Genomic DNA, 25,750 nt, shown 5'->3' with positions numbered 1-25,750 from the left:
TATACTCCGAATTAATTCCTATTTAAATAGTAATTTTGGAATATGAAGAAATAAATAATTTAATCACAATCCCTCTAGAATTACTCGGTGGATAGCTATATAATTTAGTTGAAGGCAGTAGTTGATAGTTTTTTGTAGGAAATTGTTATAGGAAGGGTGTAGGGTGATGGATAAGTCAAATAGGTTTCTGATAAGAATTTTCTCTTGTTTTGCTGCTTTGATTATTTTAGTTCTAGTGCGGTTTAGAGTAGCTAGTGTGTATGGAGATACGGTAACCTCGATTCATTCTAGGGACGAGATTGTTCATCTAGAAGAAGAAATTCTTAATATGTCACGCGATGGTGACGAATATATAGAAGGTGTTGATTTTGAACATGCGGTCGAGACGTACTATGACGTTCCGCTGTTTAAAGAGGAAAAGAATCTAGATAGCGAAGAAATTGAACGTCTCGTAACAGATAGTCACTACAAATGGGTGGTCCCGATAAAGAATCCTTCATTGGAGAAAGAGGCGTATCTTTATATAGGAGGCCCAGCCAATTCTTCGGAAATAGAGACCAAAGTGAAGCAGGGATATTTGACAAAAGAAGAAGGAGAAAAACTGATTCAGTCACAAGGGAAATGGACGGTTGCCTATGTAAGCACTTATGAGAAGAATGCGCATTCAATTATAAAAGTGGCTCAGGAAGTGATTGCCAGAGAGGATTTGAATGTTGAAAAGATTTTGTTTGTTGTGCCAAAAGGACTACAAGTCCCGGTGGTGCTTATAAAAGTGGATGGAGTTTATAAAGTATTGTTTCATGAATTTCCTTTAGTAGAAGGAGGTATCTCAAATGTAAAAGGCGAGCTATCTCTAGATAAGTTCTATCCATTTAACGAGGCTAAGGAAGTAGTGCGTGAGTTTGCTAAGGAACGTCATATAGGTTCAACGAATGGTAATGCAAGTCCGAACGGAGTGGTTATTCCATGGAGAGAGTCTTCCATTGTTGTGGTAGGTATAGGGGTTGCTGGATTCGTCCTTTATAAACTGTTTCGAAAAAAAGAGAGCGCAACCAAAGCATGATAAACCTTAAGAAACTGTAATAAAACGACAAAGGGTGGAAAAATGAAAGAAAATAAGTTATAATAAGACCGTTAAAAATAAATGCTGTAAGCATCAAGGAGGAACTAAAACATGAGTCGTTTAGTAAGCATGACTGAAATGTTACAAAAAGCTAAAGAAGGTAAATACGCTGTTGGTCAATTCAACATCAACAACTTAGAATGGACACAAGCAGTATTAACAGCAGCTCAAGAAGCTAACTCACCAATTATCTTAGGTGTATCTGAAGGCGCTGGTAAATACATGGGTGGTCCTACAGTTGTTTCTGCTATGGTAAATGCATTATTAGATGCAATGAACGTCACTGTTCCAGTAGCATTACACTTAGACCACGGTTCTTCAGTAGAAGTATGTAAACAATACATCGACGCTGGATTCAGCTCAGTAATGTTTGACCACTCTCACTTCCCAATCGATGAAAACATCGAATTAACTAAGGAAGTTGTAGAATATGCACATCCAAAAGGAGTTTCAGTTGAAGCTGAAGTAGGTACTGTAGGTGGTACTGAAGATGGCGTAACTGGAGGAATCAACTACGCTGACTTAAACGAATGTGTACGTATGGTTAAAGAAGCTAAAATTGATGCATTAGCAGCAGCTTTAGGTTCAGTTCACGGAACTTACTCAGGCGAACCAGTTTTAGGTTTCGATGAAATGTTAGCTATCTCAGAAGCTACAGGTGCTCCATTAGTATTACACGGTGGATCAGGTATCCCAGAATACCAAATCAAAAAAGCAATCGAACGTGGACATGCTAAAATCAACGTTAACACTGAATTACAACAACAATGGACAGCAGCAGTTCGTGCTAAATTAAATGCAGACGCTGGTGTTTATGACCCACGTAAAATTATCAAACCTGGTTTCGATGCAATCGTTAAGATTACAAAAGAAACAATGGACATCTTCGGTTCAACAGGAAAAGCTTAATAATCACTATTTTGAGGCAGGCGATTTCGCCTGTCTCTTTTTAATTAGACCAATAAATATCCACTGGCTAAGCCGGTGGATATTTATTTGAGCAAAATAATACTATAAAAGAGCAAGATTATCATATGTGATAATTATCATATATGATAATTTTAAGGTGTGGAGGTGGGAGAGATGAAGCGCAAGTTTAAAATCGAAAAAGATATGGTAGATCAGCTAGATGAGTATTCATACGAAGAAAAAGTAAAGTATGCAGCCATATTAAAAATACTGCAAGAAGATGGATTAACAGAAGAGATGATTCAAAAATGGGGCCGATGGTATAAAGGGAAACACGGATTGCTAATAACCCTTTCAAAAAATGTTAAGGAGGAGATAGACGATGGGGACGTACCTAACTTCAAAACTTTGCAAGCTTTCATCAGAATATCCGACGTTTGAGTATGATTTAGAAAAGGAAATGATGATGCAGCGAGTTGCGTTACAAATGACAAAGTTACAAACGGTGACAGGACTTTCTTTAGAAGATTTTGCAAAAGAAGTCGATCTTAAAGCATCAAATCTTTCGAGATTGCAGAGCGGAGACCATAATCCAACTATTCTTACTCTGTTGGATTTAGCTTATCGATGTGGATATGATGTAGAAGTGAAAGTAAAAAAGAAAAAACTGCCTAAGTAGCATTACAAAATTACAATTGTTCACAGAAAAAATCTCTTAGAGCATAGCAATTTAACTCCTAAATTTGTTTTTATAAGTGTAAGACTTATTAGATTATGAATAGAAATGAGGAGGAAAAATTATGACACATCATACATTTGTTGAGAAGAAACTGCATTTACGATTCAAAGGGAGTGACAGAAAAACAAAGAACCTGATTATTTCACGTCCTAAGGATAAATTAAAGAAGGATTCAGCTAATATAGCAATGGAGAGTATTATAGAAGCTAATCTTTTTGAAAAAGACGGAGTACAATTGTATGAAGGCCGAAGAGATGCTTATTATAAGACGCGGAGAGTGGATGTCTTTCTTTAACAACAATAAATAATCGAATAAATATCCACCGGCTAAGCCGGTGGATATTTATTTGTGGAGTAAGTTACTTCTATATAGATTGTACCGAATAAGAGGGAACATTTTCTCTTAAGAAAATTCTTGACGTGTTGAAGGAGAAATGCTATTCTATTAGAGGTGCTTTTATACCTGATTCCTGATAAGTAATCAAATCAGTCGTGCTGACTGGTAAGAAGGCCATTTTATGAGACAGTGATGTCTTTTAATTTTTAACAAAAAATGGTCCGCCCGGAAGTGTGGACCAAGAAGAACCCGTTAGGGAAGGAGGAAGAGCTTAATGCCAACTATTAACCAATTAGTCCGTAAACCTCGTAAATCAGCAGTTGAGAAATCAGCTTCTCCAGCGTTAGGTAAAGGCTATAACAGTTTCAAAAAATCACAAACGAATACAAACTCTCCACAAAAACGTGGTGTATGTACTCGTGTAGGTACTATGACACCTAAAAAACCTAACTCAGCGTTACGTAAATACGCACGTGTACGTTTATCTAACTTAATCGAAGTAACTGCGTACATTCCAGGTATCGGTCACAACTTACAAGAACACAGCGTTGTGTTAATCCGTGGTGGACGTGTAAAAGACTTACCAGGGGTACGCTACCATATCATTCGTGGTGCTTTAGACACTGCAGGAGTTAACAACCGTATGCAAGGTCGTTCTAAATACGGTACTAAACGTCCTAAAAAATAATTTTAAAAAATAAAACACTCATTAAATGAAAGGAGGATTATAAATGCCTCGTAAAGGTCCTGTCGCAAAACGTGATGTTTTACCTGATCCAATTTATAATTCAAAATTAGTTACTCGTTTAATCAACCGTTTAATGGTAGATGGAAAACGTGGTAAAGCTGCAACAATCTTATATAACGCATTTGATATCGTTAAAGAAAAAACTGGAAACGATCCAATGGAAGTTTTTGAACAAGCAATGAAAAACATTATGCCTGTTCTTGAAGTTAAAGCTCGTCGTGTAGGGGGCTCTAACTACCAAGTTCCTGTGGAAGTTCGTCCAGACCGTCGTACTACATTAGGTTTACGTTGGTTAGTAAACTACTCACGTCTACGTGGTGAAGACACAATGGAAGTTCGTTTAGCTAAAGAAATTATGGATGCTGCGAACAACACTGGTGCTTCTGTTAAGAAACGTGAAGATACACATAAAATGGCTGAAGCGAACAAAGCGTTTGCTCACTATCGTTGGTAAGATTAAAAAGGTTTTTCAACCTTTTTGGTCTCACTTATTGTTAGAAATATAGAAAGAGGTGTAGAACGAAGATGGCAAAAAGAGAATTCTCTCTTGAAAACACTCGTAATATTGGTATCATGGCCCACATCGATGCAGGTAAAACTACAACGACTGAGCGTGTACTTTATTACACTGGTAAGATCCACAAAATTGGTGAAACTCACGAAGGAGCTTCACAAATGGACTGGATGGAACAAGAACAAGAACGTGGTATCACTATTACATCAGCTGCTACAACAGCACAATGGAAAGGTCACCGTATCAACATCATCGACACTCCAGGGCACGTGGACTTCACAATTGAAGTAGAACGTTCTCTACGTGTATTAGATGGTGCGGTAGCTGTACTTGATGCTCAATCTGGGGTAGAACCTCAAACAGAAACTGTATGGCGTCAAGCTACAACATACGGAGTTCCACGTATCGTATTTGCAAACAAAATGGATAAAATCGGTGCTGACTTCTTATATTCAGTACGTACAATCCACGAACGTTTACAAGCAAATGCACACCCAATTCAATTACCAATCGGAGCTGAAGACAACTTCACTGGTATCATTGACTTAATCAAAATGAAAGCTGAAATCTATACAAATGACTTAGGTACAGATATCCAAGAAACAGATATCCCTGAAGATTTACAAGATTTAGCTGAAGAATGGCGTGAAAAATTAGTGGAAGCAGTTGCTGAAACTGACGAAGCTTTAATGGAACGCTATTTAGAAGGTGAAGAAATTTCAGAAGCTGAATTAAAAGCAGCTATCCGTAAAGCTACATGTGCGGTAGAATTCTACCCAGTATTATGTGGTTCTGCCTTCAAAAACAAAGGGGTACAATTAATGTTAGATGCAGTAGTTGACTACTTACCATCTCCATTAGATGTTCCTTCAATTAAAGGGGTAGACCCTAACACAGACCAAGAAGTAGAACGTCATTCATCTGATGAAGAACCATTCTCAGCATTGGCCTTCAAAGTTATGACTGACCCATTCGTAGGTCGTTTAACATTCTTCCGTGTGTACTCTGGTACTTTACAATCAGGTTCATACGTTAAGAACTCAACGAAAGGTAAACGTGAACGTGTAGGACGTATCCTACAAATGCACGCGAACTCTCGTCAAGAAATTCCAGAAGTATTCTCAGGAGACATCGCTGCTGCAGTTGGTCTTAAAGATACAACTACAGGGGACACATTATGTGACGAAAAAGCTGAAGTTATCTTAGAATCAATGGAATTCCCTGATCCAGTTATCGAGGTTGCTATTGAACCTAAATCAAAAGCTGACCAAGATAAAATGGGTATTGCTTTACAAAAATTTGCAGAAGAAGATCCAACATTCCGTGCTTACACTAACCAAGAAACTGGTGAAACAGTTATCGCTGGTATGGGTGAGTTACACTTGGATATCATCGTTGACCGTATGCGTCGTGAGTTCAAAGTAGAAGCTAACGTAGGTGCTCCTCAAGTATCTTACCGTGAAACATTCCGCGCTTCTACACAAGCTGAAGGTAAATTCGTTCGTCAATCAGGTGGTAAAGGTCAATACGGTCACGTATGGATTGAATTTACTCCTAACGAAGAAGGTGCTGGATTCGAATTCGAAAACGCTATTGTCGGTGGGGTAGTTCCTCGTGAATACATCCCTGCAGTTGAAGCTGGATTGAAAGACGCTATGGAAAACGGGGTATTAGCTGGTTATCCATTAGTTGACATCAAAGCTAAACTTTACGATGGATCATACCATGATGTCGATTCATCTGAAACAGCCTTCAAAGTTGCCGCTTCTATGGCATTGAAAGCTGCTGCTAAGAAAGCTCAACCTGCTATCTTAGAACCTATGATGGCTGTTGAAATTACAGTTCCTGAAGAATACTTCGGAGATGTAATGGGACACGTTAACGCTCGTCGTGGACGTGTTGAAGGTTCTGAAGTTCGTGGTAACGCACAAATCGTTAAAGGTATGATTCCTTTATCAGAAATGTTCGGTTACGCAACTACATTACGTTCTGCAACACAAGGTCGTGGTACTTTCAGTATGACATTTGACCACTATGAAGATGTTCCTAAGAGCATTGCAGAAGAAATCATTAAGAAAAACGGCGGTAACGGAGAATAATCTCTAGCACTGCATCCTATCAAATGAACTGAATCGGCTGGTTATGTCAGTCATAACCAGTTGATTTTTAAGAGAGTTCTTTGGTATAATTACAATCGGTAGATACTGTTATAGAATCTAACAAAACTCAATTATTAGGAGGAATCATTTAAATGGCAAAAGAAAAATTTGACCGTTCAAAACCACACGTTAACATTGGTACAATCGGCCACGTTGACCACGGTAAAACAACATTAACTGCTGCTATTACAACTGTATTAGCTAAGAAAGGTTTCGCGCAAGCTCAAGATTACGGTTCAATCGATAAAGCTCCAGAAGAACGCGAACGTGGTATCACAATCAACACAGCTCACGTTGAGTACGAAACTGACACTCGTCACTACGCTCACGTTGACTGCCCAGGACACGCGGACTACGTTAAAAACATGATCACTGGTGCTGCTCAAATGGACGGTGCTATCTTAGTAGTATCTGCAGCTGACGGCCCAATGCCACAAACACGTGAACACATCTTATTATCACGTCAAGTAGGTGTTCCTTACATCGTTGTATTCTTAAACAAAGTTGACATGGTTGACGATGAAGAGTTATTAGAATTAGTAGAAATGGAAGTTCGTGACTTATTATCAGAATACGATTTCCCAGGCGATGACACTCCAGTTGTTGCAGGTTCTGCTTTACGCGCTTTAGAAGGCGATGCTTCATACGAAGAAAAAATCTTAGAATTAATGGCTGCAGTTGACGAATACATCCCAACTCCAGAACGTGACGTTGACAAACCATTCATGATGCCAGTCGAAGACGTGTTCTCAATCACAGGTCGTGGTACTGTTGCTACAGGTCGTGTTGAACGTGGACAAGTTCGTGTTGGTGACGAAGTTGAAATCGTTGGTATTTCAGAAGAAACTTCTAAAACAACTGTTACAGGTGTTGAAATGTTCCGTAAATTGTTAGACTATGCTGAAGCAGGGGATAACATTGGTACATTATTACGTGGTGTTACACGTGACAACATCGAACGTGGACAAGTTCTTGCTAAACCAGGAACAATCACTCCACATACTAAATTCAAAGCTGAAGTTTACGTATTAACTAAAGAAGAAGGTGGACGTCATACTCCATTCTTCACTAACTACCGTCCTCAATTCTACTTCCGTACAACAGACATCACTGGTGTTTGCTTGTTACCAGAAGGCGTTGAAATGGTAATGCCTGGTGACAACGTAACTATGGAAGTTGAATTAATTCACCCAGTTGCTATCGAAAACGGTACTAAATTCTCTATCCGTGAAGGTGGACGTACTGTAGGTGCTGGTTCAGTAGCTTCTATCGAAAAATAATTTTTCTTAAAATTGATTTTCAAGACTATCCAATTTTGGATAGTCTTTTTTTATTAAAATTTTTTAAATTAAAATGTCAGACAATTGAAAGCGAAAAACAAAAAACAAAGTAAAATACCAAAAACGTTGATATAACAACGTTTGTAAAGGGTTTAAAACAAAATGGAACACACGGGCGCGTGTGCATAAATAAATGTTGTCAAATCAACGGTTTTCGCTTGCAATCAAAAAAAGAATCTTGTATACTATTAAAAGTGCCGCAGAGGAATGTAAATTCTAAAGCAGCATACCCCCTCTTAAAATAAGAAGGGGAGCTATGAAACGAGAGGTTGCGACACGCCCGGACGCTTTGCCACGAAAGGGTCAAGTCGGAAATTCGCGTGGAGCTAGTCTTATGACAACATTAGACGAAGGAGGAAAGACAATGGCAAAACAAAAAATCCGTATCCGTTTGAAAGCTTACGAACACCGTGCGCTTGATCAATCAGCGGAAAAAATCGTAGAAACAGCAAAAAGAACTGGTGCTAGCGTAGCTGGTCCAATTCCATTGCCAACAGAAAGATCGCTTTACACAGTTATTCGTGCGACTCACAAATATAAAGATTCTCGCGAACAATTTGAAATGCGTACACACAAGCGTTTGATCGACATCGTTAATCCAACGCCAAAAACTGTTGATGCCTTAATGAAGCTTGATTTACCAAGCGGCGTTGACATCGAAATCAAATTATAATAAATAGAAAAATGGAGGTGTAACCATGACCAAAGGAATCTTAGGCAAAAAAGTAGGGATGACTCAATACTTTACAGAAGCAGGTGAACTTATTCCTGTAACAGTAGTTGAAGTAACTCCAAACGTTGTTCTTCAATTAAAAACAATCGAAAACGACGGTTACGAAGCTGTTCAATTAGGTTTCGATGACTTACGTGAAGTTTTATCAAATCGCCCTGCTAAAGGTCATGTAGCAAAAGCAAATGCTACTCCTAAGCGCTTCATTCGTGAATTCAACAATGTCGAGCTTAGCGAGTACGAAGTAGGACAAGAAATTACAGTTGATGTATTCAAAGCAGGAGACATCGTTGACGTAACAGGTACATCTAAAGGGAAAGGTTTCCAAGGTGCTATCAAACGTCATGGACAATCTCGCGGACCAATGGCACACGGTTCTCGTTACCACCGTCGTCCTGGTTCAATGGGTGGAGCATCATTCCCATCACGCGTTTTCAAAGGTAAAGCATTACCTGGACAAATGGGTGGCGACCGTATCACTATTCAAAACTTAGAAGTAGTGAAAGTTGATGCAGAACGCAATGTAATCTTAATCAAAGGTAACGTACCTGGATCTAAGAAATCATTAGTAGAAATTAAAACAGCAATTAAATCTAAATAATAAATAGGGAAGGAGGAACGAGAGAATGACAAAAGTTACATTATTTAAACAAGATGGAACAACAAACGGAGAAATCGAATTAAACTCAGAAATCTTCGGAATTGAACCAAACGAAAATGTAGTATTCGACGCAGTAATCATGCAACGCGCTTCATTACGTCAAGGAACACACGCTGTTAAAAACCGTAGTGCAGTAAGCGGAGGCGGCCGTAAACCATGGCGCCAAAAAGGAACTGGTCGTGCTCGTCAAGGATCAATCCGTTCACCACAATGGCGTGGCGGAGGTATTGTATTCGGACCAACACCTCGTTCATATAGTTACAAATTACCTAAAAAAGTACGTCGCTTAGCGATTAAATCAGTATTATCACAAAAAGTATTGGATAACAAGCTTGTTGTAGTGGAAACATTACAATTTGACGCACCAAAAACAAAAGAGTTTGCACAAGTATTGTCTAACTTAAACGTTGATACAAAAGTGTTAGTGGTTGTAGAATCTTCAAACGATTTCGCATTATTAGCAGCTCGCAACATTCCAAACGTTACAATCGTTGACGAAACAGATGTTACAGTATTAGACGTTGTAAACAACGACAAATTATTATTCACAAAAGCAGCTCTTTCTAAAGTAGAGGAGGGACTTCAATAATGGATGCACGTGACGTAATCAAACGCCCAATCATTACTGAAGCTTCAATGCTTGCTACTGACGAAAAGAAATACACTTTTGAAGTTGATGTACGTGCTAACAAAATTCAAGTACGTCAAGCCGTAGAAGAAATTTTTGGTGTTAAAGTTGAAAAAGTTAACATCTTAAATGTACGTGCTAAATTCAAACGTGTTGGCCGCTACGGTGGTTACACTAACAAACGTCGTAAAGCAATTGTGAAGCTTACAAAAGATTCAAAAGATATTCAATTATTCGCTGAAGAAGCTTAATCTTCAGAAAGAAAAAACTACTATAATAATAGGAGGAAATAGACGTGGCGATTAAAAAATATAATCCAACCTCAAACGGCCGTCGTAATATGACAGGTTATGACTTCAGCGAAATCACAAAGTCAACACCAGAAAAAACTTTGTTGGAATCATCAAAAAACAACGCTGGTCGTAACAGCCAAGGTAAAATCACTGTACGTCACCAAGGTGGCGGACACAAACGTGCTTACCGTGTGATCGACTTCAAACGTAACAAAGATAACGTTGAAGGTGTAGTTCACTCAATCGAGTACGATCCAAACCGTACAGCAAACATTGCATTAATTCACTATGTAGATGGTGTTAAAGCATATATCATTGCTCCAAAAGGTTTACAAGTAGGACAACGTATCGAATCAGGAGAAAATGCTGATATTAAAGTAGGTAATGCTTTACCATTAGCAAACATCCCAGTGGGTACTGTGATCCACAACATTGAAACAAAACCAGGTAAAGGCGGACAATTAGTTCGTTCAGCTGGTACAAGTGCACAAGTACTTGGTCAAGAAGGTAAATACACTTTAGTTCGTTTGAACTCTGGTGAAGTTCGTATGATTCTTTCAACTTGCCGTGCAACAATCGGTACTGTTGGTAACGAACAACACGAATTAATTAACTTCGGTAAAGCAGGACGTTCTCGTTGGAAACGTAAACGCCCAACAGTTCGTGGTTCTGTAATGAACCCTAACGATCACCCACACGGTGGTGGTGAAGGTCGCGCTCCTATCGGACGTCCAACACCAGTATCTCCATGGGGTAAACCAGCTCTTGGATACAAAACTCGTAGCAAGAAAGCTCGTTCTAACAAGCTTATTGTTCGTGGTCGTAAAAAATAATTAACTAGATAACAAATCTGATTCTATTAAAATTCTGGAAGGAGGATTTCCGTAATGGGTCGTAGTTTGAAAAAAGGACCTTTCGTCGATGATCATTTGATGAAAAAGGTTGAAGCTGCTCAAGGTAGCGACAAAAAAGTTGTGATCAAAACTTGGTCACGTCGTTCAACAATTTTCCCAAACTTTGTTGGACAAACAATTGCTGTATATGACGGCAGAAAACATGTTCCAGTATATATTCAAGAAGACATGGTAGGTCACAAATTAGGTGAATTCGCACCAACAAGAACTTACCGTGGTCACGTGAATGACGATAAGAAATCTAAACGCAAATAACGAGGGGAGGACTTGAAAAATGTCAGAACAAATCACATCTGCTAAAGCAGTTGCTAAAACAGTTCGTATTGCACCTCGTAAAGCTCGTCTTGTTGTCGATCTAATTAGAGGTAAAAAAATCGGTGACGCAATTTCAATCTTGAAATTTACACCACGTTCTGCATCACCAATCGTAGAAAAAGTTTTAATGTCTGCAATTGCTAACGCTGAACACAATTTCGACTTAGATGTTGAAAACTTATATGTAAGTGAAGCTTACGTGAACGAAGGACCAACTATGAAACGTTTCCGTCCACGTGCTAAAGGTTCAGCTTCACAAATCTTAAAACGCACAAGCCACATCACTGTAGTGGTATCAGAGAAGAAGGAGGGATAATCAGTGGGTCAAAAAATTCATCCATTAGGAATGCGTGTCGGAATCATCCGTGACTGGGATTCAAAATGGTACGCAGAAAAAGATTTCGCAGAATTCTTACATGAAGATTTAAAAATCCGTGATTATATCCGTAAACAATTAAACGAAGCTAGCGTTTCAACAATTGAAATTGAACGTGCTGCTAATCGTGTTAATGTTTCAATCCACACAGCTAAACCAGGTATGGTAATTGGTAAAGGTGGATCTGAAGTAGATAAATTACGTACAAACTTAAACAAACTAACAGGTAAACGAGTTCACATCAACATTGTTGAAATCAAAAAACCTGATTTAGATGCTAAATTAGTTGCTGAAGGAATCGCTCGCGACTTAGAACGTCGTATTGCTTTCCGTCGTGCACAAAAACAAGCAATCCAACGTACAATGCGCGCTGGTGCTAAAGGAATCAAAACAATGGTATCAGGTCGTTTAAACGGTGCCGATATCGCTCGTTCTGAAAGCTATTCAGAAGGAACAGTTCCATTGCATACATTACGTGCGGACATTGACTACGCATGGGAAGAAGCAGATACAACATACGGTAAATTAGGTGTTAAAACTTGGATCTACCGCGATGAAGTATTACCAACAAGAAAGAACAAAAACTCTGAGAAAGGAGGGAAATAAACATGTTAGTACCTAAACGTGTAAAACACCGTCGTGAGTTCCGTGGAAAAATGCGCGGGGAAGCTAAAGGTGGTAAAGAAGTAGTATTCGGTACATACGGTTTACAAGCAACAGAATCTCACTGGATTACAAACCGTCAAATCGAAGCAGCACGTATCGCTATGACACGTTACATGAAACGTGGTGGGAAAGTATGGATTAAAATTTTCCCTCACAAATCATACACAGCTAAAGCTATCGGGGTTCGTATGGGTTCTGGTAAAGGGGCACCTGAAGGATGGGTTGCACCAGTTAAACGCGGTAAAGTGATGTTTGAAATCGCTGGCGTATCAGAAGAAGTAGCACGCGAAGCTTTACGTTTGGCATCACACAAATTGCCAGTTAAAACAAAATTTGTGAAACGCGAAGAAAATGGTGGTGAATCGAATGAAGGTTAATGAACTTAAGAAAGAACTTAAAGGGTTATCCACTGCTGAACTTGTTGAAAAAGAAAATGAATTAAAACAAGAACTATTCAACTTACGATTCCAACTTGCTACTGGGCAATTAGAAGGTACAGCACGCATTCGTGAAGTACGTAAACAAATTGCGCGTATCAAGACTGCATTGCGTCAAGAAGAATTGCAAAAATAATCATCAGCAAAGGAGGCAATGAACATGACTGTAGAACGTAACCAACGTAAAGTATATCAAGGACGCGTTGTTTCAGATAAGATGGACAAAACGTTAGTAGTTGCAATCGAAACTTACAAACGTCACTCAACTTACGGTAAACGTGTTAAATATACGAAAAAATTTGTAGCTCATGATGAAAATAACTCAGCAAAAGTTGGGGACATTGTTAAGATTATGGAAACTCGTCCATTGTCAAAAACAAAACGTTTCCGCTTAGTTGAAATTGTTGAAGAAGCAGTAATTATTTAATTTCAAATTGTGTAAACATTTGAAAGGAGGAACCAATAGTGATTCAAACAGAAACTCGACTAAAAGTGGCTGACAACTCAGGCGCTCGTGAAGTGTTAACAATTAGAGTTCTAGGCGGATCTGGCCGCAAAACAGCTAATATCGGTGATGTAATCGTTGCATCCGTTAAACAAGCAACACCAGGTGGAGTTGTTAAAAAAGGGGATGTCGTTAAAGCTGTAATCGTTCGTACTAAATCAGGTGCACGTCGTAAAGACGGTTCATACATTAAGTTCGACGAAAATGCATGTGTAATCATTCGTGATGACAAGAGCCCTCGTGGAACACGTATCTTTGGACCAGTTGCACGTGAATTACGTGACAACAACTACATGAAGATCGTTTCATTAGCTCCAGAAGTATTATAATTCTCATCAAAATCGAAGGAGGTGTAACACATGCACGTAAAAACTGGTGATATCGTAAAAGTAATCTCAGGTAAAGACAAAGGTAAAGAAGGAAAAATCTTAAAGAGCTTTCCTAAAAAAGACCGTGTAGTCGTTGAAGGTGTTAACATTGTTAAGAAACATCAAAAACCATCTCAAGCGAACCAAACAGGGGGAATCGTTGAAGTGGAAGCTCCAATTCATGTTTCAAACGTAATGTTCGTAGACCCAACTACAGGTAAAGCAACTCGTACAGGCTTTAAAGTAGAAAACGGTGAAAAGGTACGCGTACCTAAAGGTCGTAACAAAGCATAATTCAGTAATTTGAGGAAGGAGGACCATCCTGCATGAATCGCTTAAATGCAAAATACAAAAACGAAGTAGTACCTTCATTAGTTGAGAAATTTAACTACAAATCAATTATGGAAGTACCAAAAGTAGAAAAAATCGTTATTAATATGGGTGTTGGTGATGCAACATCTAACGCTAAAAACTTAGAAAAAGCAGTTGAAGAGTTAACATTAATCTCTGGTCAAAAACCAGTTGTAACAACTGCGAAGAAATCAATCGCTGGTTTCCGTTTACGTGAAGGTATGCCAATCGGAACTAAAGTTACTCTACGTGGTGAACGTATGTATGACTTCTTAGACAAGTTAGTAACTGTTTCATTACCTCGTGTACGTGACTTCCGTGGGATTTCTAAAAAATCTTTTGATGGACGCGGTAACTACACATTAGGTGTTAAAGAACAATTAATCTTCCCAGAAATTGACTACGATCGCGTAGACAAAGTTCGTGGTATGGATATTGTTATCGTAACAACAGCTAATACAGACGAAGAAGCAAAAGAATTATTAACTCAACTTGGAATGCCTTTCCAAAAATAAAAATAAAACTCACAGGAGGCGAGTAGTTTGGCTAAAAAATCAATGATCGCAAAGAACAAACGTCCAAAAAAATATTCAACTCAAGAATATACTCGTTGTGAACGTTGTGGTCGACCACATTCAGTTTATCGTAAATTCAAACTTTGCCGTATTTGTTTACGTGAGCTTGCCTATAAAGGGCAAATCCCAGGAATGAAGAAAGCAAGTTGGTAATCATTACTACTTGATAAAGGAGGTACTCATTAATGGTTATGACAGATCCAATCGCGGATTTCTTAACTCGTATTCGTAACGCGAACATGGTTCGTCACGAATCACTAGAAGTTCCGTCATCAAACATGAAAGTTGCTATTGCAAACATCTTAAAATCTGAAGGATTCATCAAAGACTTCTCAGTTGAAGAAGATGGTAAACAAGGCATCATGAAAGTGTTCTTGAAATATGGAAAAAATAACGAACGTGTAATTACAGGATTGAAACGTATTTCTAAACCTGGTTTACGTGTTTATGCTAAAACAGGTGAAGTTCCTAAAGTATTGAACGGTTTAGGAATCGCTATTGTATCAACATCAGAAGGTGTTATTACAGACAAAGAAGCAAGAGCTAAAAACGTAGGTGGAGAAATTCTAGCATACGTTTGGTAATCTAGAAAACAAGGAGGTGCAGCCAAGTGAGCCGTATCGGTAATAAACCAGTCGTTATTCCAGCTGGAGTAACAGTAGACTTAAAGGACAACACAGTTACTGTTAAAGGTCCTAAAGGTGAATTAAGTTATACATTTAACCAAAACATTTCTTTAGAACAACGCGAAGGTGAAGTAGTATTCACTCGTCCAGATGATTCAAAAGAAAACAAAACAATCCACGGAACAACTCGCGCAGTATTCAACAACATGGTAGTTGGTGTTACTGAAGGATTCCAAAAAGAATTGGAATTAATCGGGGTTGGATATCGTGCTCAATTACAAGGTAAAAAACTTGTATTAAACGTTGGATATTCTCATCCAGTGGAGTTCACTCCAGAAGAAGGTATCGAAATCGAAGTTCCTTCAAATACAAAAGTAATCGTTAAAGGTTATGACAAACAAAAAGTTGGCGAATTAGCTGCTAACATTCGTGGCGTACGTCCTCCAGAACCTTATAAAGGTAAAGGAATTCGTTACGTTGATGAATTTGTACGTCGTAAAGAAGGTAAAACAGGTAAATAATTTTAGCGATTATTTACCTTTTGTTGCGCTTATCGCAGCATGATTAATTAATAAGAGGTGAAAATTGTGATTACAAAACCAGACAAAAATAAAGTGCGTCAAACTCGTCACGCACGTGTTCGTCGTAAAATCTCTGGTACTGCTGAGTGCCCACGCTTGAACGTTTTTCGTTCTAACAAAAACATCTACGCTCAATTAATTGATGACGTAGCGGGTGTGACGCTAGCAAGTGCCTCTACTTTAGATACTAATGTAGAAAACGGAACAAAAACTGAGGAAGCTTCTGCTGTAGGTAAATTAATTGCAGAACGCGGACTTGAAAAAAATATTAAAGAAGTAGTCTTTGACCGTGGTGGATACTTATACCATGGACGTGTAAAAGCTTTAGCTGAAGCTGCACGTGAAAATGGACTAGTATTCTAGGAAAAGGAGGATCCACATTTCATGGTTAATATTGATGCAAGAAACTTAGAATTAGAAGATCGTGTTGTTGCGATTAACCGCGTTACAAAAGTTGTAAAAGGTGGACGTCGTTTACGTTTTGCTGCTTTAGTAGTTGTCGGTGACCATAATGGACATGTTGGTTTCGGTACTGGTAAAGCTCAAGAAGTACCAGAAGCTATTCGTAAAGCTATTGAAGATGCTAAGAAAAACCTTATTGAAGTTCCAACTAGTGGTTCTACAATTCCTCACGAAGTTATCGGTCGCTTCTGCGGTGGTAACGTATTGTTAAAACCAGCTCAAGCCGGTTCAGGAATTGCAGCAGGTGGACCAGTTCGTGCCGTTGTTGAATTAGCAGGTATTTCAGACGTAACTTCAAAATCTTTAGGTTCAAACACACCAGTTAACATGGTTCGTGCTACAATCGAAGGATTAAAACAATTAAAACGTGTTGAAGATGTTGCTGCATTACGTGGCAAATCAGTTGAAGAACTTTTAGGATAAGGAGGACATTAAAATGGCAGAATTAAAGATTACTTTAAAGAAAAGCTTGATTGGACGTCCTCAAAACCAAATCGATACTTGTAAAGCATTAGGCTTAACAAAAATTCGTTCAACAGTTGTTAAACCAGCTAACGTAGCTATCAAAGGCATGGTTAACACAGTTTCACATTTAGTGGATGTTGAGGAAGTTTAATTTAAAACTTATAAGAGGAGGTGCCCGGAACATGAAACTTCATGAATTACAACCAGCTGAAGGTTCACGTAAAGAACGTAACCGTGTTGGTAGAGGTCAAGGTTCAGGAAATGGTAAAACTGCTGGACGCGGAAGCAAAGGACAAAAAGCTCGTTCAGGCGGTGGCGTTAGATTAGGATTCGAAGGTGGACAAACTCCATTATTCCGTCGTATTCCAAAACGTGGTTTCCAAAATATTAATCGTAAAGAATATGCAGTTGTAAATCTTGGAACATTAAACCGTTTTGAAGATGGTCAAGAAGTAACTGCGGCTGTACTAGTTGAGGCTGGTATCGTTAAAAACGAAAAAGACGGTATCAAAGTGTTAGCTAATGGTAAACTTGAACGCAAGTTAACTGTAAAAGCAAATAAATTCTCGCAAGCAGCAAAAGAAGCTATTGAAGCTGCAGGTGGAACTGTAGAGGTGATTTAATGTTCACTCTACTAAAGAATGCTGTTCAAATGAAAGATATTAGAAAACGTCTGTTATTTACATTGTCGATTCTAATTATCTTTCGTATTGGATCACAAGTTACTGTTCCTGGTGTAAATGCTGGAGCGATTCAGACATTTGCAACTACAGGAATTTTCGGATTGTTAAATACATTTAGTGGTGGGGCTTTATCGAACTTCTCATTGTTCTCAATGGGAGTTTCGCCTTATATCACTGCATCCATTGTTGTCCAATTGTTACAAATGGATATTCTACCAACGTTTGTTGAGTGGTCTAAACAAGGGGAAGTTGGTCGTCGTAAATTAAATTCGGCAACACGTTATTTAACAATTTTAATTGGATTTTTCCAAGCTTATGCAATTTCTTTTGGATTTAATGTTTGGTCAAACTATGGGTTAATTAACAACCCAGGGATCAAAACATTCTTAATGATTGCACTTGTGTTAACAGCTGGTTCCATGTTCCTAACATGGTTGGGAGATATGATTACCGTTAAGGGGATTGGTAACGGGGTTTCCGTTCTAATCTTCGCAGGTATTGTAGCAAGAATGCCACATGATATTTATGAATTCTATGTAAATCAAATTCAAGGTCGTACAGACACTGACTTTTATCGTGCAGTAGGATTCACAGTTGCATTAATCGTAGCGATTGTTTTAGTCGTTATGTTAGTAGTATATATTGAACAAGCGCAACGTCGCTTACCAATCTCATACTCAAAACGTGCAACTGGTTCAAGTGAAACATCTTGGTTACCTTTAAAAATCAACTCTGCAGGGGTAATTCCGGTTATCTTCGCTAGTTCATTTATGACATTGCCATCAACTATTTTAAGTTTGTATGCAAAAGATCATAGTGAATCTGGCTGGTACCAACTTGCCACTAACATTTTTGATTTTTCAAAACCTGCTGGTGCAACATTATACACAGTGTTAATTGTTGTATTTACATTTTTCTATGCTTTCGTTCAAGTAAACCCAGAGAAAGTAGCAGAAAACTTACAAAAATCAAGCGGATATATTTTAAGTGTCCGTCCTGGTAAAGATACAGAACAATTTGTTTCAGGTACTTTACTACGATTAAGTACAGTTGGTGCTCTTTATCTTGGTGGTATTTCAATTCTTCCGATGGTAGCTTCAGCATTATGGAACTTACCACGAGGATTGATGCTTGGTGGTACAAACCTTCTAATCGTTGTTGGGGTAGCGTTAGAGTTAAGCCGACAAATTGAAGGACGTACAATCAAACGTAAGTATAAAGGATTTATTGAGGAATAATGGGAGAAATTGACAAGATGCAGCAATGCGTTTTGTCAGTTCTTCAGTTATGATTCTAGGAGGCAACTATGAACATTATCTTAATGGGTTTACCTGGTGCAGGTAAAGGTACTCAAGCAGAAAAAATCGTTGCTACATACGGAATTCCACATATTTCAACAGGAGATATGTTCCGTGCTGCTATGCAACAAGAAACTGAATTAGGTCTAAAAGCTAAATCATTCATGGATAAAGGCGAATTAGTACCTGATGAAGTAACAAACGGCATTGTAAAGGAACGTTTACAACAAGCCGATACAGAAAAAGGATTCTTATTGGACGGTTTCCCACGTACTCAAGCACAAGCGGAAGCACTTGATAAAATCTTAGCGGAATTAAACCGCTCAATCGATGCAGTAATTAACATCGAAGTGAACCCAGAAATCTTAATGCAACGTCTAACAGGAAGAATTATTTGTCGTAACTGTGGTGCAACTTACCACAAAACAAATAATCCACCTAAAGTAGAAGGTACATGTGATCGTTGTGGTTCTCATGATTTCTATCAACGTGAAGACGACAAACCTGAAACAGTGGAAAATCGAATTCAAATTAACATTGAACAATCAAAACCAATCTTAAACTACTATAATGCAAAAGGCTTATTACGTAATGTTGATGGAGAAAGCGGCATTGACAATCTCTTCAAAACAATTCAATCAATTATGGGCGAACCTCGCTAGGAACTGCCTGTTATCTTGCAATTATGGTAGCTAAAATGGTATACTTAGAAAGTTAGATAACGGTAGAAGTCCGTCAAATAATCCGTAAAAACTTTTTACAAGTAAGGAGGATGAGACATGGCAAAGGAAGACGTAATTGAAATTGAAGGTATTGTTAATGAAACATTACCGAATGCGATGTTCAAGGTCGAACTTGAAAACGGTCATGAGGTTTTAGCGCATGTATCTGGAAAAATCCGGATGCACTACATTAAAATTTTACCGGGCGATAAAGTAACGGTTGAATTATCACCGTACGACTTAACGCGCGGAAGAATCACGTATCGCTTTAAATAATGGACTCCGTTAATGAAATAGAGGAGGGAACTTAAATGAAAGTTAGAGCATCAGTAAAACCAATTTGCGAAAAATGTAAAGTAATTAAACGCAATGGTAAAGTTATGGTGATTTGTCAAAATCCCAAACATAAACAACGTCAAGGATAATATATAAGGAGGTACTCATTAGTATGGCTCGTATTGCAGGTGTGGATATTCCACGTGAAAAACGTGTTGTTATTTCTTTAACCTATATTTACGGTATCGGTATTACTACTTCAAAACAAATCTTAGCAGCTGCTAACGTTAGTGAAGATACTCGTGTTCGCGATTTATCGAACGATGAGTTAGACCGTATCCGTGCTGAAGTGGATAAACTAAAAATTGAAGGTGACTTACGTCGTGAAGTGAACTTAAACATCAAACGCTTGATGGAAATTGGTTCATACCGTGGAGTTCGCCACCGTCGTGGTTTACCAGTTCGTGGTCAAAACACAAAAAATAATGCTCGTACTCGTAAAGGCCCAGCTAAGGCTATTGCAGGTAAGAAAAAATAATTTAGAGAAGAAGGAGGTTAATTCTTCATGGCAAAGAAAGTTGTACGCAAACGCCGCGTGAAAAAGAATATTGAATCTGGTGTAGCACACATCCGTTCAACATTTAATAATACAATTGTTATGATTACAGACGTTCATGGTAATGCTGTTTCATGGTCTTCTGCAGGTGCTTTAGGATTTAAAGGTTCTAAAAAATCAACACCATTTGCTGCTCAAATGGCTGCTGAATCTGCTGCAAAAGGTTCAATGGAGCATGGAATGAAAACTGTAGAAGTTTCTGTTAAAGGTCCTGGTTCAGGTCGTGAAGCTGCTATTCGTTCATTACAAGCTACTGGATTAGAAGTGACAGCAATTCGTGACGTAACACCAATCCCTCATAATGGATGTCGTCCTCCAAAACGCCGTCGTGTGTAATGGATTGTTATTGTTGAATTTTGTCGGACAATCGCACATTGAACGTACGTTTTGAAAGGGGTAAAAAACATGATCGAAATTGAAAAACCAAAAATTGAAACGATCGAAATCAGCGAAGATGCAAAGTTTGGTAAATTCGTTGTTGAGCCACTTGAACGCGGTTATGGTACTACCTTAGGGAACTCATTACGCCGAATCTTATTATCGTCACTCCCTGGTACTGCAGTAACAGATATCCAAATGGATGGCGTTTTACATGAATTTTCAACAATAGATGGCGTGGTTGAAGACGTAGCTGCAATCATTTTAAACATTAAAAAAATTGCATTGAAGTCTTTCACTGAAGATGAAAATAAAGTATTAGAAATTGATGTTAAAGGTCCAGCGGTAGTAACTGCAGGCGATATCAAACATGATAGCGACATTCAAGTTCTAAACCCTGATTTATATATCTGTACAGTAGCTGAAGGATATCACTTCCATGTTCGTATGAATGCTAAAAATGGTCGTGGATATGTTCGCTCTGACTACAATAAATCTGATAATATGCCAATTGGTGTAATCCCAATTGATTCTATTTATACTCCGATTAGTAAAGTGAACTACCAAGTCGAAAACACTCGTATTGGTCAAAAAAATATTTATGATAAACTAACTCTTGATGTATGGACAGATGGTTCAATCGCTCCTCAAGATGCTGTTAGTTTAGCGGCTCGTATCTTAACTGAGCACTTAAATATCTTTGTTAATTTAACAAATGAAGCACATCCTATGGAAATCATGGTCGAAAAAGAAGAAACTCAAAAAGAACGTCTTCTTGAAATGACTATTGAAGAACTAGATTTATCAGTTCGTTCATATAACTGCTTAAAACGTGCTGGAATTAACACAGTACATGAATTAACAAGCAAGTCTGAAGCGGAAATGATCAAAGTACGTAACTTAGGTCGTAAATCGCTTGAAGAAGTGAAACAAAAATTAATCGATTTAAATTTAGACTTACGTCGTGAAGACTAATAGAAACTCTTAAGAAGGAGGAATATTAAAAATGGCTTATCGTAAATTAGGACGTACAAGTTCACAACGTAAAGCGTTATTACGTGACTTGACAACTGACTTAATTATTAACGAACGTATCGTTACAACTGAAGCTCGTGCTAAAGAAATCCGTTCTACTGTAGAAAAAATGATTACTTTAGGTAAACGTGGTGACTTACATGCTCGCCGTCAAGCAGCTGCATTTGTACGTAACGAAGTAGCAGATGTTCGTGAAGAAGGCGAATCAATCGTTGTTGAAACAGCGTTACAAAAATTATTTAATGATTTAGCATCACGTTACAGCGAACGTCAAGGTGGATACACTCGTATTCTTAAAACTGAACCTCGTCGTGGCGATGCTGCACCAATGGTTATCATTGAATTAGTTTAATAAACATTCAATCGAACACTTTTCGATGGTTGAAAAGAGCGTCATGATGGTAATAATCATCTTGCTTATTAAGATGGAAAGTCTGGGGCTACTGAACAGGTAGCCTTATTCTTTCTCAGATTATTTAGTCTAGCTCGTTGTTTTCCCGCCAAGTTTTTGGCGGGGGAGCACTTCATCATGAAAAAGTGTGTTTTTTTATTTATACATATTTTTATACATACATAGGAAAAGGGAAAGGGGTGTCCCCGTTGCAATCAACAATTATTGAGTTAAATAACATCCATTATCGTTATCATGAAGAGGATGAGCGTGAAGCGTTGGCTGGAGTATCTTTAAAGGTCGAACGCGGTGAATGGTTAGCCATCATCGGGCATAATGGATCAGGGAAATCAACATTAGCCAAAGTCATGAATGGGCTTATCGAAGCAGGTAGCGGAGAAGTTCTGATTAATGGTGTTGTTTTAAATGACGAGACTGTATATGACGCTAGACGCGCAGTAGGGATGGTCTTCCAAAATCCAGACAACCAATTTGTTGGGACAACGGTGGAGGATGACATTGCCTTCGGATTAGAAAATATCGGACTCCCTCGAGAAGAAATGTTAGAGCGTGTGACACGCGTTCTTGAAATGGTGAAAATGAGTGACTTCAGAACGAAGGAACCTGCACGACTATCAGGAGGTCAAAAGCAACGTGTGGCGATTGCTGGTGTAACAGCCCTAGAACCTTCTGTCATTATTCTTGACGAAGCCACTTCGATGCTAGATCCTAAAGGACGCATGGAAGTTATCGGCACGATTCAAAAATTACACAAAGAAAAAAATATTACGGTCATTTCGATTACACATGATTTAGATGAAGCAGCACAAGCAGACCGTATTGTGTTAATGGAACAAGGTCAAATTCAACAAATCGGAACTCCTGAAGAGATCTTCAAATTAGGTACGAAGCTTGTTGAAAAGGGACTCGATGTGCCGTTTGCTGAGAAATTAATCGAAGTACTTCGCGAAAAAGGGATGGAAGTTCCTGAAGCGTATCTTGATGAAGAAGGGTTGGTGGAATGGTTATGGACATCCGTTTTAACGAAGTAAATTTCGCATACCAAGCAAACACACCTTTTGAAACACGTGCGCTATTTGATGTGAACTTCAATATTCCATCAGGAAAGTACACGGCTATCATCGGACATACAGGTTCTGGGAAATCGACTATTTTACAACACTTAAATGCGTTACTGAAACCAACATCGGGTACGGTAACACTTGGCGACCGTGTAGTTGATTCTGAAACGAGCAATAAAGACTTGAAGCCACTGCGCCAAAAAGTCGGTATCGTATTCCAATTTCCAGAATCACAACTCTTCGAAGAAACGGTTGAAAAAGATATTGCTTTTGGGCCAAAGAACTTCGGAGCAAGTGAAGAAGAAGCAAACCAGCTAGCGAAAGAAACGCTAAAGATTGTGGGACTTCCTGAAGAGGTTTTACATAAGTCACCATTTGATTTATCTGGGGGACAAATGCGTCGTGTAGCGATTGCTGGCGTGTTAGCGATGCAACCAGAAGTATTAGTCTTAGACGAACCAACAGCGGGATTAGATCCTAAAGGACGCTTTGAGATGATGGAGATGTTTGCGCAACTCCAACGCGAAAAAGGCATTACAATCGTCCTTGTAACACACCAAATGAATGACGTTAGCGATTATGCGGATTACGTCATTGTGTGTGAAAAGGGAACTGTGGTAAAAACAGGGACTCCTGAAGAAGTGTTTGCGGATGCTGCTTGGTTACAAGAAAAACAACTAGGCTTGCCTTCGACTGTTCAGTTTGTTGAAAAGCTAAAAGCAAAAGGATTCCAAACAGACGCTCGTCCAATGAACCTTGACGCTTTAGCAGACTTACTTGTTTCACATTCGAAAAACGGAGGTGACACAAGTGCTCGATAAACTTATTTTAGGTCGCTACTTACAAGGCGATTCATGGATTCATAAACTCGATCCAAGAACAAAATTAATTGGAACATTTGCATTCGTGTTAGTCATCTTCTTAGCGAATAACTGGGTGACATATGGCTTATTAATCGCCTATACACTGATTGCTTTACTCTTATCGAAGATTCCATTAGGTTTCTTCTGGAAAGGGATTAAACCGTTAATTTGGGTGATTCTCTTTACGGTAGCGCTCCAAATCTTATTTACAAGTGGTGGAGACGTCTACTTCCAATGGGGATTCATTCAAGTAACATCTGAGGGGCTTATTAATGCGGTATTCATCTTCTTACGATTCGTATTAATTATCTCGTTTTCAACGCTATTAACACTAACAACTGCGCCATTGCAATTAACAGATGCAATTGAAGCTGTAATGAGGCCATTAGCGGTTGTGAAATTCCCAGTGCATGAAGTGGCATTAATGTTATCTATTGCACTGCGTTTTGTACCAACATTAATGGACGAAGCACAAAAAATTATGAACGCGCAACGGGCTCGTGGGGTTGATTTTGGAGAAGGAAATCTATTCGAACAAATGAAGGCGATTATCCCAATCTTAATTCCGCTGTTTGTTAGTTCATTAAACCGTGCCGAAGACTTGGCAACAGCCATGGAAGCACGTGGATACCAAGGCGGAGACGGACGCAGTAAGTACCGTGTTCTAAACTATGAAATGCGTGATGCCATTGCGGGATTATCCCTTGTGGCCGTAACGATTTTATTATTTGTATTAAAAGCATAAAAAATAAGGAGCTTGACTTGTCAAGCTCTTTTTTGAAAGAAGGGAAAAGGATGCAGCGATATAAACTCGTCATTCAATATGATGGTACGCCGTATGTTGGATTTCAAGTGCAAGAGAATGGGAATAGCATTCAAGCAGAACTGAATAAAGCGCTGAAGAAGATGACAAAGGGCCAATATATTCCTGTTAGTGGCTCTGGTCGTACAGACTCTGGGGTGCATGCCAACGGACAAGTCGTTCATATCGACTATCCCAAAGCTATCGAAGCAGTATCTCTTGTTCGTGCGATGAATAGTTTATTACCGACGTCAATTCGGATTGTCTCGGCCGAGGCAGTGTCAGAAGACTTCCACGCGCGCTATAGTGTGACAGGGAAACGATACATCTATAAAGTAACGACTGCTGCTATACAGAGCCCGTTTCGTCGTCAGTATGAGCTGCATCACCCATTCAAAACGGATGTAGACCGCATCAACAAGGCTTTTGAAGCAGTGATTGGAGAACATGATTTTACAAGTTTTTGTTCGACAAAAAGCGATAAAGACTCCAAAGTTCGCGTTGTGACGAAAGCAGAAGTGAAGAGAAACGGTGATGAATTAATTTTCACTTTTGAGGGTAAAGGTTTCCTTTACAATATGGTTCGCATTTTAGTTGGAACGGCGCTTCAAATTGGAGACGGCTTACGGGAAGTAGAAGAGATGAAGCAAATTCTAGAAGCGATGGATCGAAATGCGGCAGGACCAACAGCTCCTGCTCATGGTTTATACCTAGATGAAGTGTTTTATAAGAATTTCAACTAGAAATATGATAGGATGAAGATAGTTATTTTAAAAGGAGTG

General features: G+C 38.8%; 42 protein-coding genes. All 42 read left to right on the top strand.

Annotated features, from left to right (window positions below):
* Window positions 1–166: 166 nt before the first annotated feature.
* The 42 genes from O3798_RS05075 (at window position 167) to truA (ending at window position 25,711) form a co-directional block, all read left to right on the top strand.
* On the top strand, window positions 167–1,063 hold the full coding sequence (locus O3798_RS05075) for a hypothetical protein (protein WP_371446313.1): 897 nt from the start codon (window positions 167–169) through the stop codon (window positions 1,061–1,063).
* Between the two features lie 111 nt (window positions 1,064–1,174).
* Window positions 1,175–2,032 (top strand): class II fructose-1,6-bisphosphate aldolase, encoded by an 858-nt coding sequence (gene fba / locus O3798_RS05070; protein ID WP_371446312.1) that lies wholly within the window; start codon window positions 1,175–1,177, stop codon window positions 2,030–2,032.
* Between the two features lie 174 nt (window positions 2,033–2,206).
* Window positions 2,207–2,473 carry a tryptophan synthase alpha chain gene (locus tag O3798_RS05065; protein WP_371446311.1) on the top strand — a complete coding sequence of 89 codons (267 nt, stop codon included), beginning with the start codon at window positions 2,207–2,209 and terminating at the stop codon, window positions 2,471–2,473.
* A 46-nt stretch (window positions 2,474–2,519) separates the two neighbouring features.
* Window positions 2,520–2,711 carry a helix-turn-helix transcriptional regulator gene (locus O3798_RS05060; protein WP_223429381.1) on the top strand — a complete coding sequence of 64 codons (192 nt, stop codon included), beginning with the start codon at window positions 2,520–2,522 and terminating at the stop codon, window positions 2,709–2,711.
* A gap of 121 nt (window positions 2,712–2,832) precedes the next feature.
* Window positions 2,833–3,066 carry a DUF2922 domain-containing protein gene (locus O3798_RS05055; RefSeq protein ID WP_298730590.1) on the top strand — a complete coding sequence of 78 codons (234 nt, stop codon included), beginning with the start codon at window positions 2,833–2,835 and terminating at the stop codon, window positions 3,064–3,066.
* Window positions 3,067–3,382: 316 nt separating this feature from the next.
* The gene (gene rpsL / locus O3798_RS05050) at window positions 3,383–3,796 is read left to right on the top strand and encodes a 30S ribosomal protein S12 (RefSeq protein WP_005607493.1); all 414 of its coding nucleotides are present in this window, start codon (window positions 3,383–3,385) and stop codon (window positions 3,794–3,796) included.
* Between the two features lie 43 nt (window positions 3,797–3,839).
* A complete protein-coding gene (gene rpsG / locus O3798_RS05045) occupies window positions 3,840–4,310 on the top strand; it encodes a 30S ribosomal protein S7 (protein ID WP_005607491.1) in 471 nt (156 codons plus the stop codon).
* Between the two features lie 71 nt (window positions 4,311–4,381).
* The gene (gene fusA / locus O3798_RS05040) at window positions 4,382–6,469 is read left to right on the top strand and encodes an elongation factor G (RefSeq protein ID WP_371463723.1); all 2,088 of its coding nucleotides are present in this window, start codon (window positions 4,382–4,384) and stop codon (window positions 6,467–6,469) included.
* A gap of 152 nt (window positions 6,470–6,621) precedes the next feature.
* Window positions 6,622–7,809, top strand: coding sequence for an elongation factor Tu (tuf, locus tag O3798_RS05035; protein ID WP_288295285.1), 1,188 nt, complete (start codon window positions 6,622–6,624; stop codon window positions 7,807–7,809).
* Window positions 7,810–8,233: 424 nt separating this feature from the next.
* Window positions 8,234–8,542, top strand: coding sequence for a 30S ribosomal protein S10 (rpsJ, locus tag O3798_RS05030; RefSeq protein ID WP_039849279.1), 309 nt, complete (start codon window positions 8,234–8,236; stop codon window positions 8,540–8,542).
* A gap of 25 nt (window positions 8,543–8,567) precedes the next feature.
* Window positions 8,568–9,200: a 50S ribosomal protein L3 gene (rplC, locus tag O3798_RS05025; RefSeq protein ID WP_005607483.1), complete on the top strand. Its 633-nt coding sequence runs from the start codon at window positions 8,568–8,570 to the stop codon at window positions 9,198–9,200.
* 25 nt (window positions 9,201–9,225) lie between these two features.
* Complete coding sequence (gene rplD, locus O3798_RS05020; protein WP_371463721.1) at window positions 9,226–9,849, top strand: 50S ribosomal protein L4; 624 nt, start codon at window positions 9,226–9,228, stop codon at window positions 9,847–9,849.
* Window positions 9,849–10,139 (top strand): 50S ribosomal protein L23, encoded by a 291-nt coding sequence (gene rplW, locus O3798_RS05015; protein ID WP_005607479.1) that lies wholly within the window; start codon window positions 9,849–9,851, stop codon window positions 10,137–10,139. The genes rplD and rplW overlap by 1 nt, the downstream gene beginning before the upstream one ends.
* Before the next feature lie 44 nt (window positions 10,140–10,183).
* Window positions 10,184–11,014: a 50S ribosomal protein L2 gene (gene rplB / locus O3798_RS05010; protein ID WP_175814556.1), complete on the top strand. Its 831-nt coding sequence runs from the start codon at window positions 10,184–10,186 to the stop codon at window positions 11,012–11,014.
* A 54-nt stretch (window positions 11,015–11,068) separates the two neighbouring features.
* Window positions 11,069–11,350 carry a 30S ribosomal protein S19 gene (gene rpsS, locus O3798_RS05005; RefSeq protein WP_048710361.1) on the top strand — a complete coding sequence of 94 codons (282 nt, stop codon included), beginning with the start codon at window positions 11,069–11,071 and terminating at the stop codon, window positions 11,348–11,350.
* A 19-nt stretch (window positions 11,351–11,369) separates the two neighbouring features.
* A complete protein-coding gene (gene rplV / locus O3798_RS05000; RefSeq protein WP_005607473.1) occupies window positions 11,370–11,726 on the top strand; it encodes a 50S ribosomal protein L22 in 357 nt (118 codons plus the stop codon).
* Window positions 11,727–11,729: 3 nt separating this feature from the next.
* Window positions 11,730–12,392 (top strand): 30S ribosomal protein S3, encoded by a 663-nt coding sequence (gene rpsC, locus O3798_RS04995; protein WP_005607471.1) that lies wholly within the window; start codon window positions 11,730–11,732, stop codon window positions 12,390–12,392.
* 2 nt (window positions 12,393–12,394) lie between these two features.
* Window positions 12,395–12,829 carry a 50S ribosomal protein L16 gene (gene rplP, locus O3798_RS04990; protein WP_005607470.1) on the top strand — a complete coding sequence of 145 codons (435 nt, stop codon included), beginning with the start codon at window positions 12,395–12,397 and terminating at the stop codon, window positions 12,827–12,829.
* Window positions 12,819–13,025, top strand: a complete 207-nt coding sequence (rpmC, locus tag O3798_RS04985; protein WP_005607469.1) for a 50S ribosomal protein L29 — start codon at window positions 12,819–12,821, stop codon at window positions 13,023–13,025. Before rplP ends, rpmC begins: the two co-directional genes overlap by 11 nt.
* Before the next feature lie 24 nt (window positions 13,026–13,049).
* The gene (gene rpsQ, locus O3798_RS04980) at window positions 13,050–13,316 is read left to right on the top strand and encodes a 30S ribosomal protein S17 (RefSeq protein ID WP_039849226.1); all 267 of its coding nucleotides are present in this window, start codon (window positions 13,050–13,052) and stop codon (window positions 13,314–13,316) included.
* Between the two features lie 38 nt (window positions 13,317–13,354).
* Window positions 13,355–13,723, top strand: a complete 369-nt coding sequence (gene rplN / locus O3798_RS04975) for a 50S ribosomal protein L14 (protein ID WP_005607465.1) — start codon at window positions 13,355–13,357, stop codon at window positions 13,721–13,723.
* A gap of 30 nt (window positions 13,724–13,753) precedes the next feature.
* Window positions 13,754–14,056, top strand: coding sequence for a 50S ribosomal protein L24 (gene rplX, locus O3798_RS04970; RefSeq protein WP_371446308.1), 303 nt, complete (start codon window positions 13,754–13,756; stop codon window positions 14,054–14,056).
* Window positions 14,057–14,088: 32 nt separating this feature from the next.
* Window positions 14,089–14,628 carry a 50S ribosomal protein L5 gene (rplE, locus tag O3798_RS04965; protein ID WP_005607461.1) on the top strand — a complete coding sequence of 180 codons (540 nt, stop codon included), beginning with the start codon at window positions 14,089–14,091 and terminating at the stop codon, window positions 14,626–14,628.
* 27 nt (window positions 14,629–14,655) lie between these two features.
* Entirely contained in the window at window positions 14,656–14,841 is a 186-nt protein-coding gene (locus O3798_RS04960) for a type Z 30S ribosomal protein S14 (RefSeq protein WP_005607459.1), read from the top strand.
* A 32-nt stretch (window positions 14,842–14,873) separates the two neighbouring features.
* Window positions 14,874–15,272 (top strand): 30S ribosomal protein S8, encoded by a 399-nt coding sequence (gene rpsH / locus O3798_RS04955; protein ID WP_048710352.1) that lies wholly within the window; start codon window positions 14,874–14,876, stop codon window positions 15,270–15,272.
* Between the two features lie 26 nt (window positions 15,273–15,298).
* Entirely contained in the window at window positions 15,299–15,835 is a 537-nt protein-coding gene (gene rplF, locus O3798_RS04950) for a 50S ribosomal protein L6 (protein ID WP_175814557.1), read from the top strand.
* Between the two features lie 66 nt (window positions 15,836–15,901).
* A complete protein-coding gene (gene rplR, locus O3798_RS04945; protein WP_048710346.1) occupies window positions 15,902–16,258 on the top strand; it encodes a 50S ribosomal protein L18 in 357 nt (118 codons plus the stop codon).
* A 21-nt stretch (window positions 16,259–16,279) separates the two neighbouring features.
* Window positions 16,280–16,780: a 30S ribosomal protein S5 gene (gene rpsE, locus O3798_RS04940; RefSeq protein ID WP_048710342.1), complete on the top strand. Its 501-nt coding sequence runs from the start codon at window positions 16,280–16,282 to the stop codon at window positions 16,778–16,780.
* Window positions 16,781–16,793: 13 nt separating this feature from the next.
* Window positions 16,794–16,973: a 50S ribosomal protein L30 gene (rpmD, locus tag O3798_RS04935; protein WP_005607451.1), complete on the top strand. Its 180-nt coding sequence runs from the start codon at window positions 16,794–16,796 to the stop codon at window positions 16,971–16,973.
* Between the two features lie 31 nt (window positions 16,974–17,004).
* Entirely contained in the window at window positions 17,005–17,445 is a 441-nt protein-coding gene (gene rplO / locus O3798_RS04930) for a 50S ribosomal protein L15 (protein ID WP_048710340.1), read from the top strand.
* Complete coding sequence (gene secY / locus O3798_RS04925) at window positions 17,445–18,743, top strand: preprotein translocase subunit SecY (protein ID WP_175814558.1); 1,299 nt, start codon at window positions 17,445–17,447, stop codon at window positions 18,741–18,743. Before rplO ends, secY begins: the two co-directional genes overlap by 1 nt.
* A gap of 68 nt (window positions 18,744–18,811) precedes the next feature.
* Complete coding sequence (locus tag O3798_RS04920; protein ID WP_048710334.1) at window positions 18,812–19,465, top strand: adenylate kinase; 654 nt, start codon at window positions 18,812–18,814, stop codon at window positions 19,463–19,465.
* A gap of 117 nt (window positions 19,466–19,582) precedes the next feature.
* Window positions 19,583–19,801 carry a translation initiation factor IF-1 gene (gene infA / locus O3798_RS04915; RefSeq protein WP_005607446.1) on the top strand — a complete coding sequence of 73 codons (219 nt, stop codon included), beginning with the start codon at window positions 19,583–19,585 and terminating at the stop codon, window positions 19,799–19,801.
* Between the two features lie 35 nt (window positions 19,802–19,836).
* Window positions 19,837–19,950 (top strand): 50S ribosomal protein L36, encoded by a 114-nt coding sequence (gene rpmJ / locus O3798_RS04910; protein ID WP_005607444.1) that lies wholly within the window; start codon window positions 19,837–19,839, stop codon window positions 19,948–19,950.
* 23 nt (window positions 19,951–19,973) lie between these two features.
* Window positions 19,974–20,339, top strand: a complete 366-nt coding sequence (rpsM, locus tag O3798_RS04905) for a 30S ribosomal protein S13 (protein WP_048710330.1) — start codon at window positions 19,974–19,976, stop codon at window positions 20,337–20,339.
* A 27-nt stretch (window positions 20,340–20,366) separates the two neighbouring features.
* Window positions 20,367–20,753: a 30S ribosomal protein S11 gene (gene rpsK, locus O3798_RS04900; RefSeq protein WP_005607440.1), complete on the top strand. Its 387-nt coding sequence runs from the start codon at window positions 20,367–20,369 to the stop codon at window positions 20,751–20,753.
* A gap of 69 nt (window positions 20,754–20,822) precedes the next feature.
* The gene (locus O3798_RS04895; RefSeq protein WP_048710324.1) at window positions 20,823–21,770 is read left to right on the top strand and encodes a DNA-directed RNA polymerase subunit alpha; all 948 of its coding nucleotides are present in this window, start codon (window positions 20,823–20,825) and stop codon (window positions 21,768–21,770) included.
* Window positions 21,771–21,801: 31 nt separating this feature from the next.
* On the top strand, window positions 21,802–22,182 hold the full coding sequence (rplQ, locus tag O3798_RS04890; RefSeq protein WP_048782821.1) for a 50S ribosomal protein L17: 381 nt from the start codon (window positions 21,802–21,804) through the stop codon (window positions 22,180–22,182).
* 239 nt (window positions 22,183–22,421) lie between these two features.
* Entirely contained in the window at window positions 22,422–23,273 is an 852-nt protein-coding gene (locus tag O3798_RS04885) for an energy-coupling factor ABC transporter ATP-binding protein (RefSeq protein WP_371463717.1), read from the top strand.
* On the top strand, window positions 23,249–24,124 hold the full coding sequence (locus tag O3798_RS04880; RefSeq protein ID WP_371463745.1) for an energy-coupling factor ABC transporter ATP-binding protein: 876 nt from the start codon (window positions 23,249–23,251) through the stop codon (window positions 24,122–24,124). The genes O3798_RS04885 and O3798_RS04880 overlap by 25 nt, the downstream gene beginning before the upstream one ends.
* Window positions 24,114–24,911, top strand: coding sequence for an energy-coupling factor transporter transmembrane protein EcfT (locus O3798_RS04875; protein ID WP_371463715.1), 798 nt, complete (start codon window positions 24,114–24,116; stop codon window positions 24,909–24,911). The genes O3798_RS04880 and O3798_RS04875 overlap by 11 nt, the downstream gene beginning before the upstream one ends.
* Window positions 24,912–24,961: 50 nt before the next feature.
* Window positions 24,962–25,711 (top strand): tRNA pseudouridine(38-40) synthase TruA, encoded by a 750-nt coding sequence (gene truA, locus O3798_RS04870; protein WP_371463713.1) that lies wholly within the window; start codon window positions 24,962–24,964, stop codon window positions 25,709–25,711.
* Window positions 25,712–25,750: the final 39 nt, after the last annotated feature.

Source organism: Granulicatella sp. 20925_1_45 (genome assembly GCF_041433555.1).
Lineage (GTDB): Bacteria > Bacillota > Bacilli > Lactobacillales > Aerococcaceae > Granulicatella.
The sequence above is the reverse complement of the archived record's forward strand: the minus strand, read 5'-3'. Positions and strand labels throughout refer to the sequence as shown.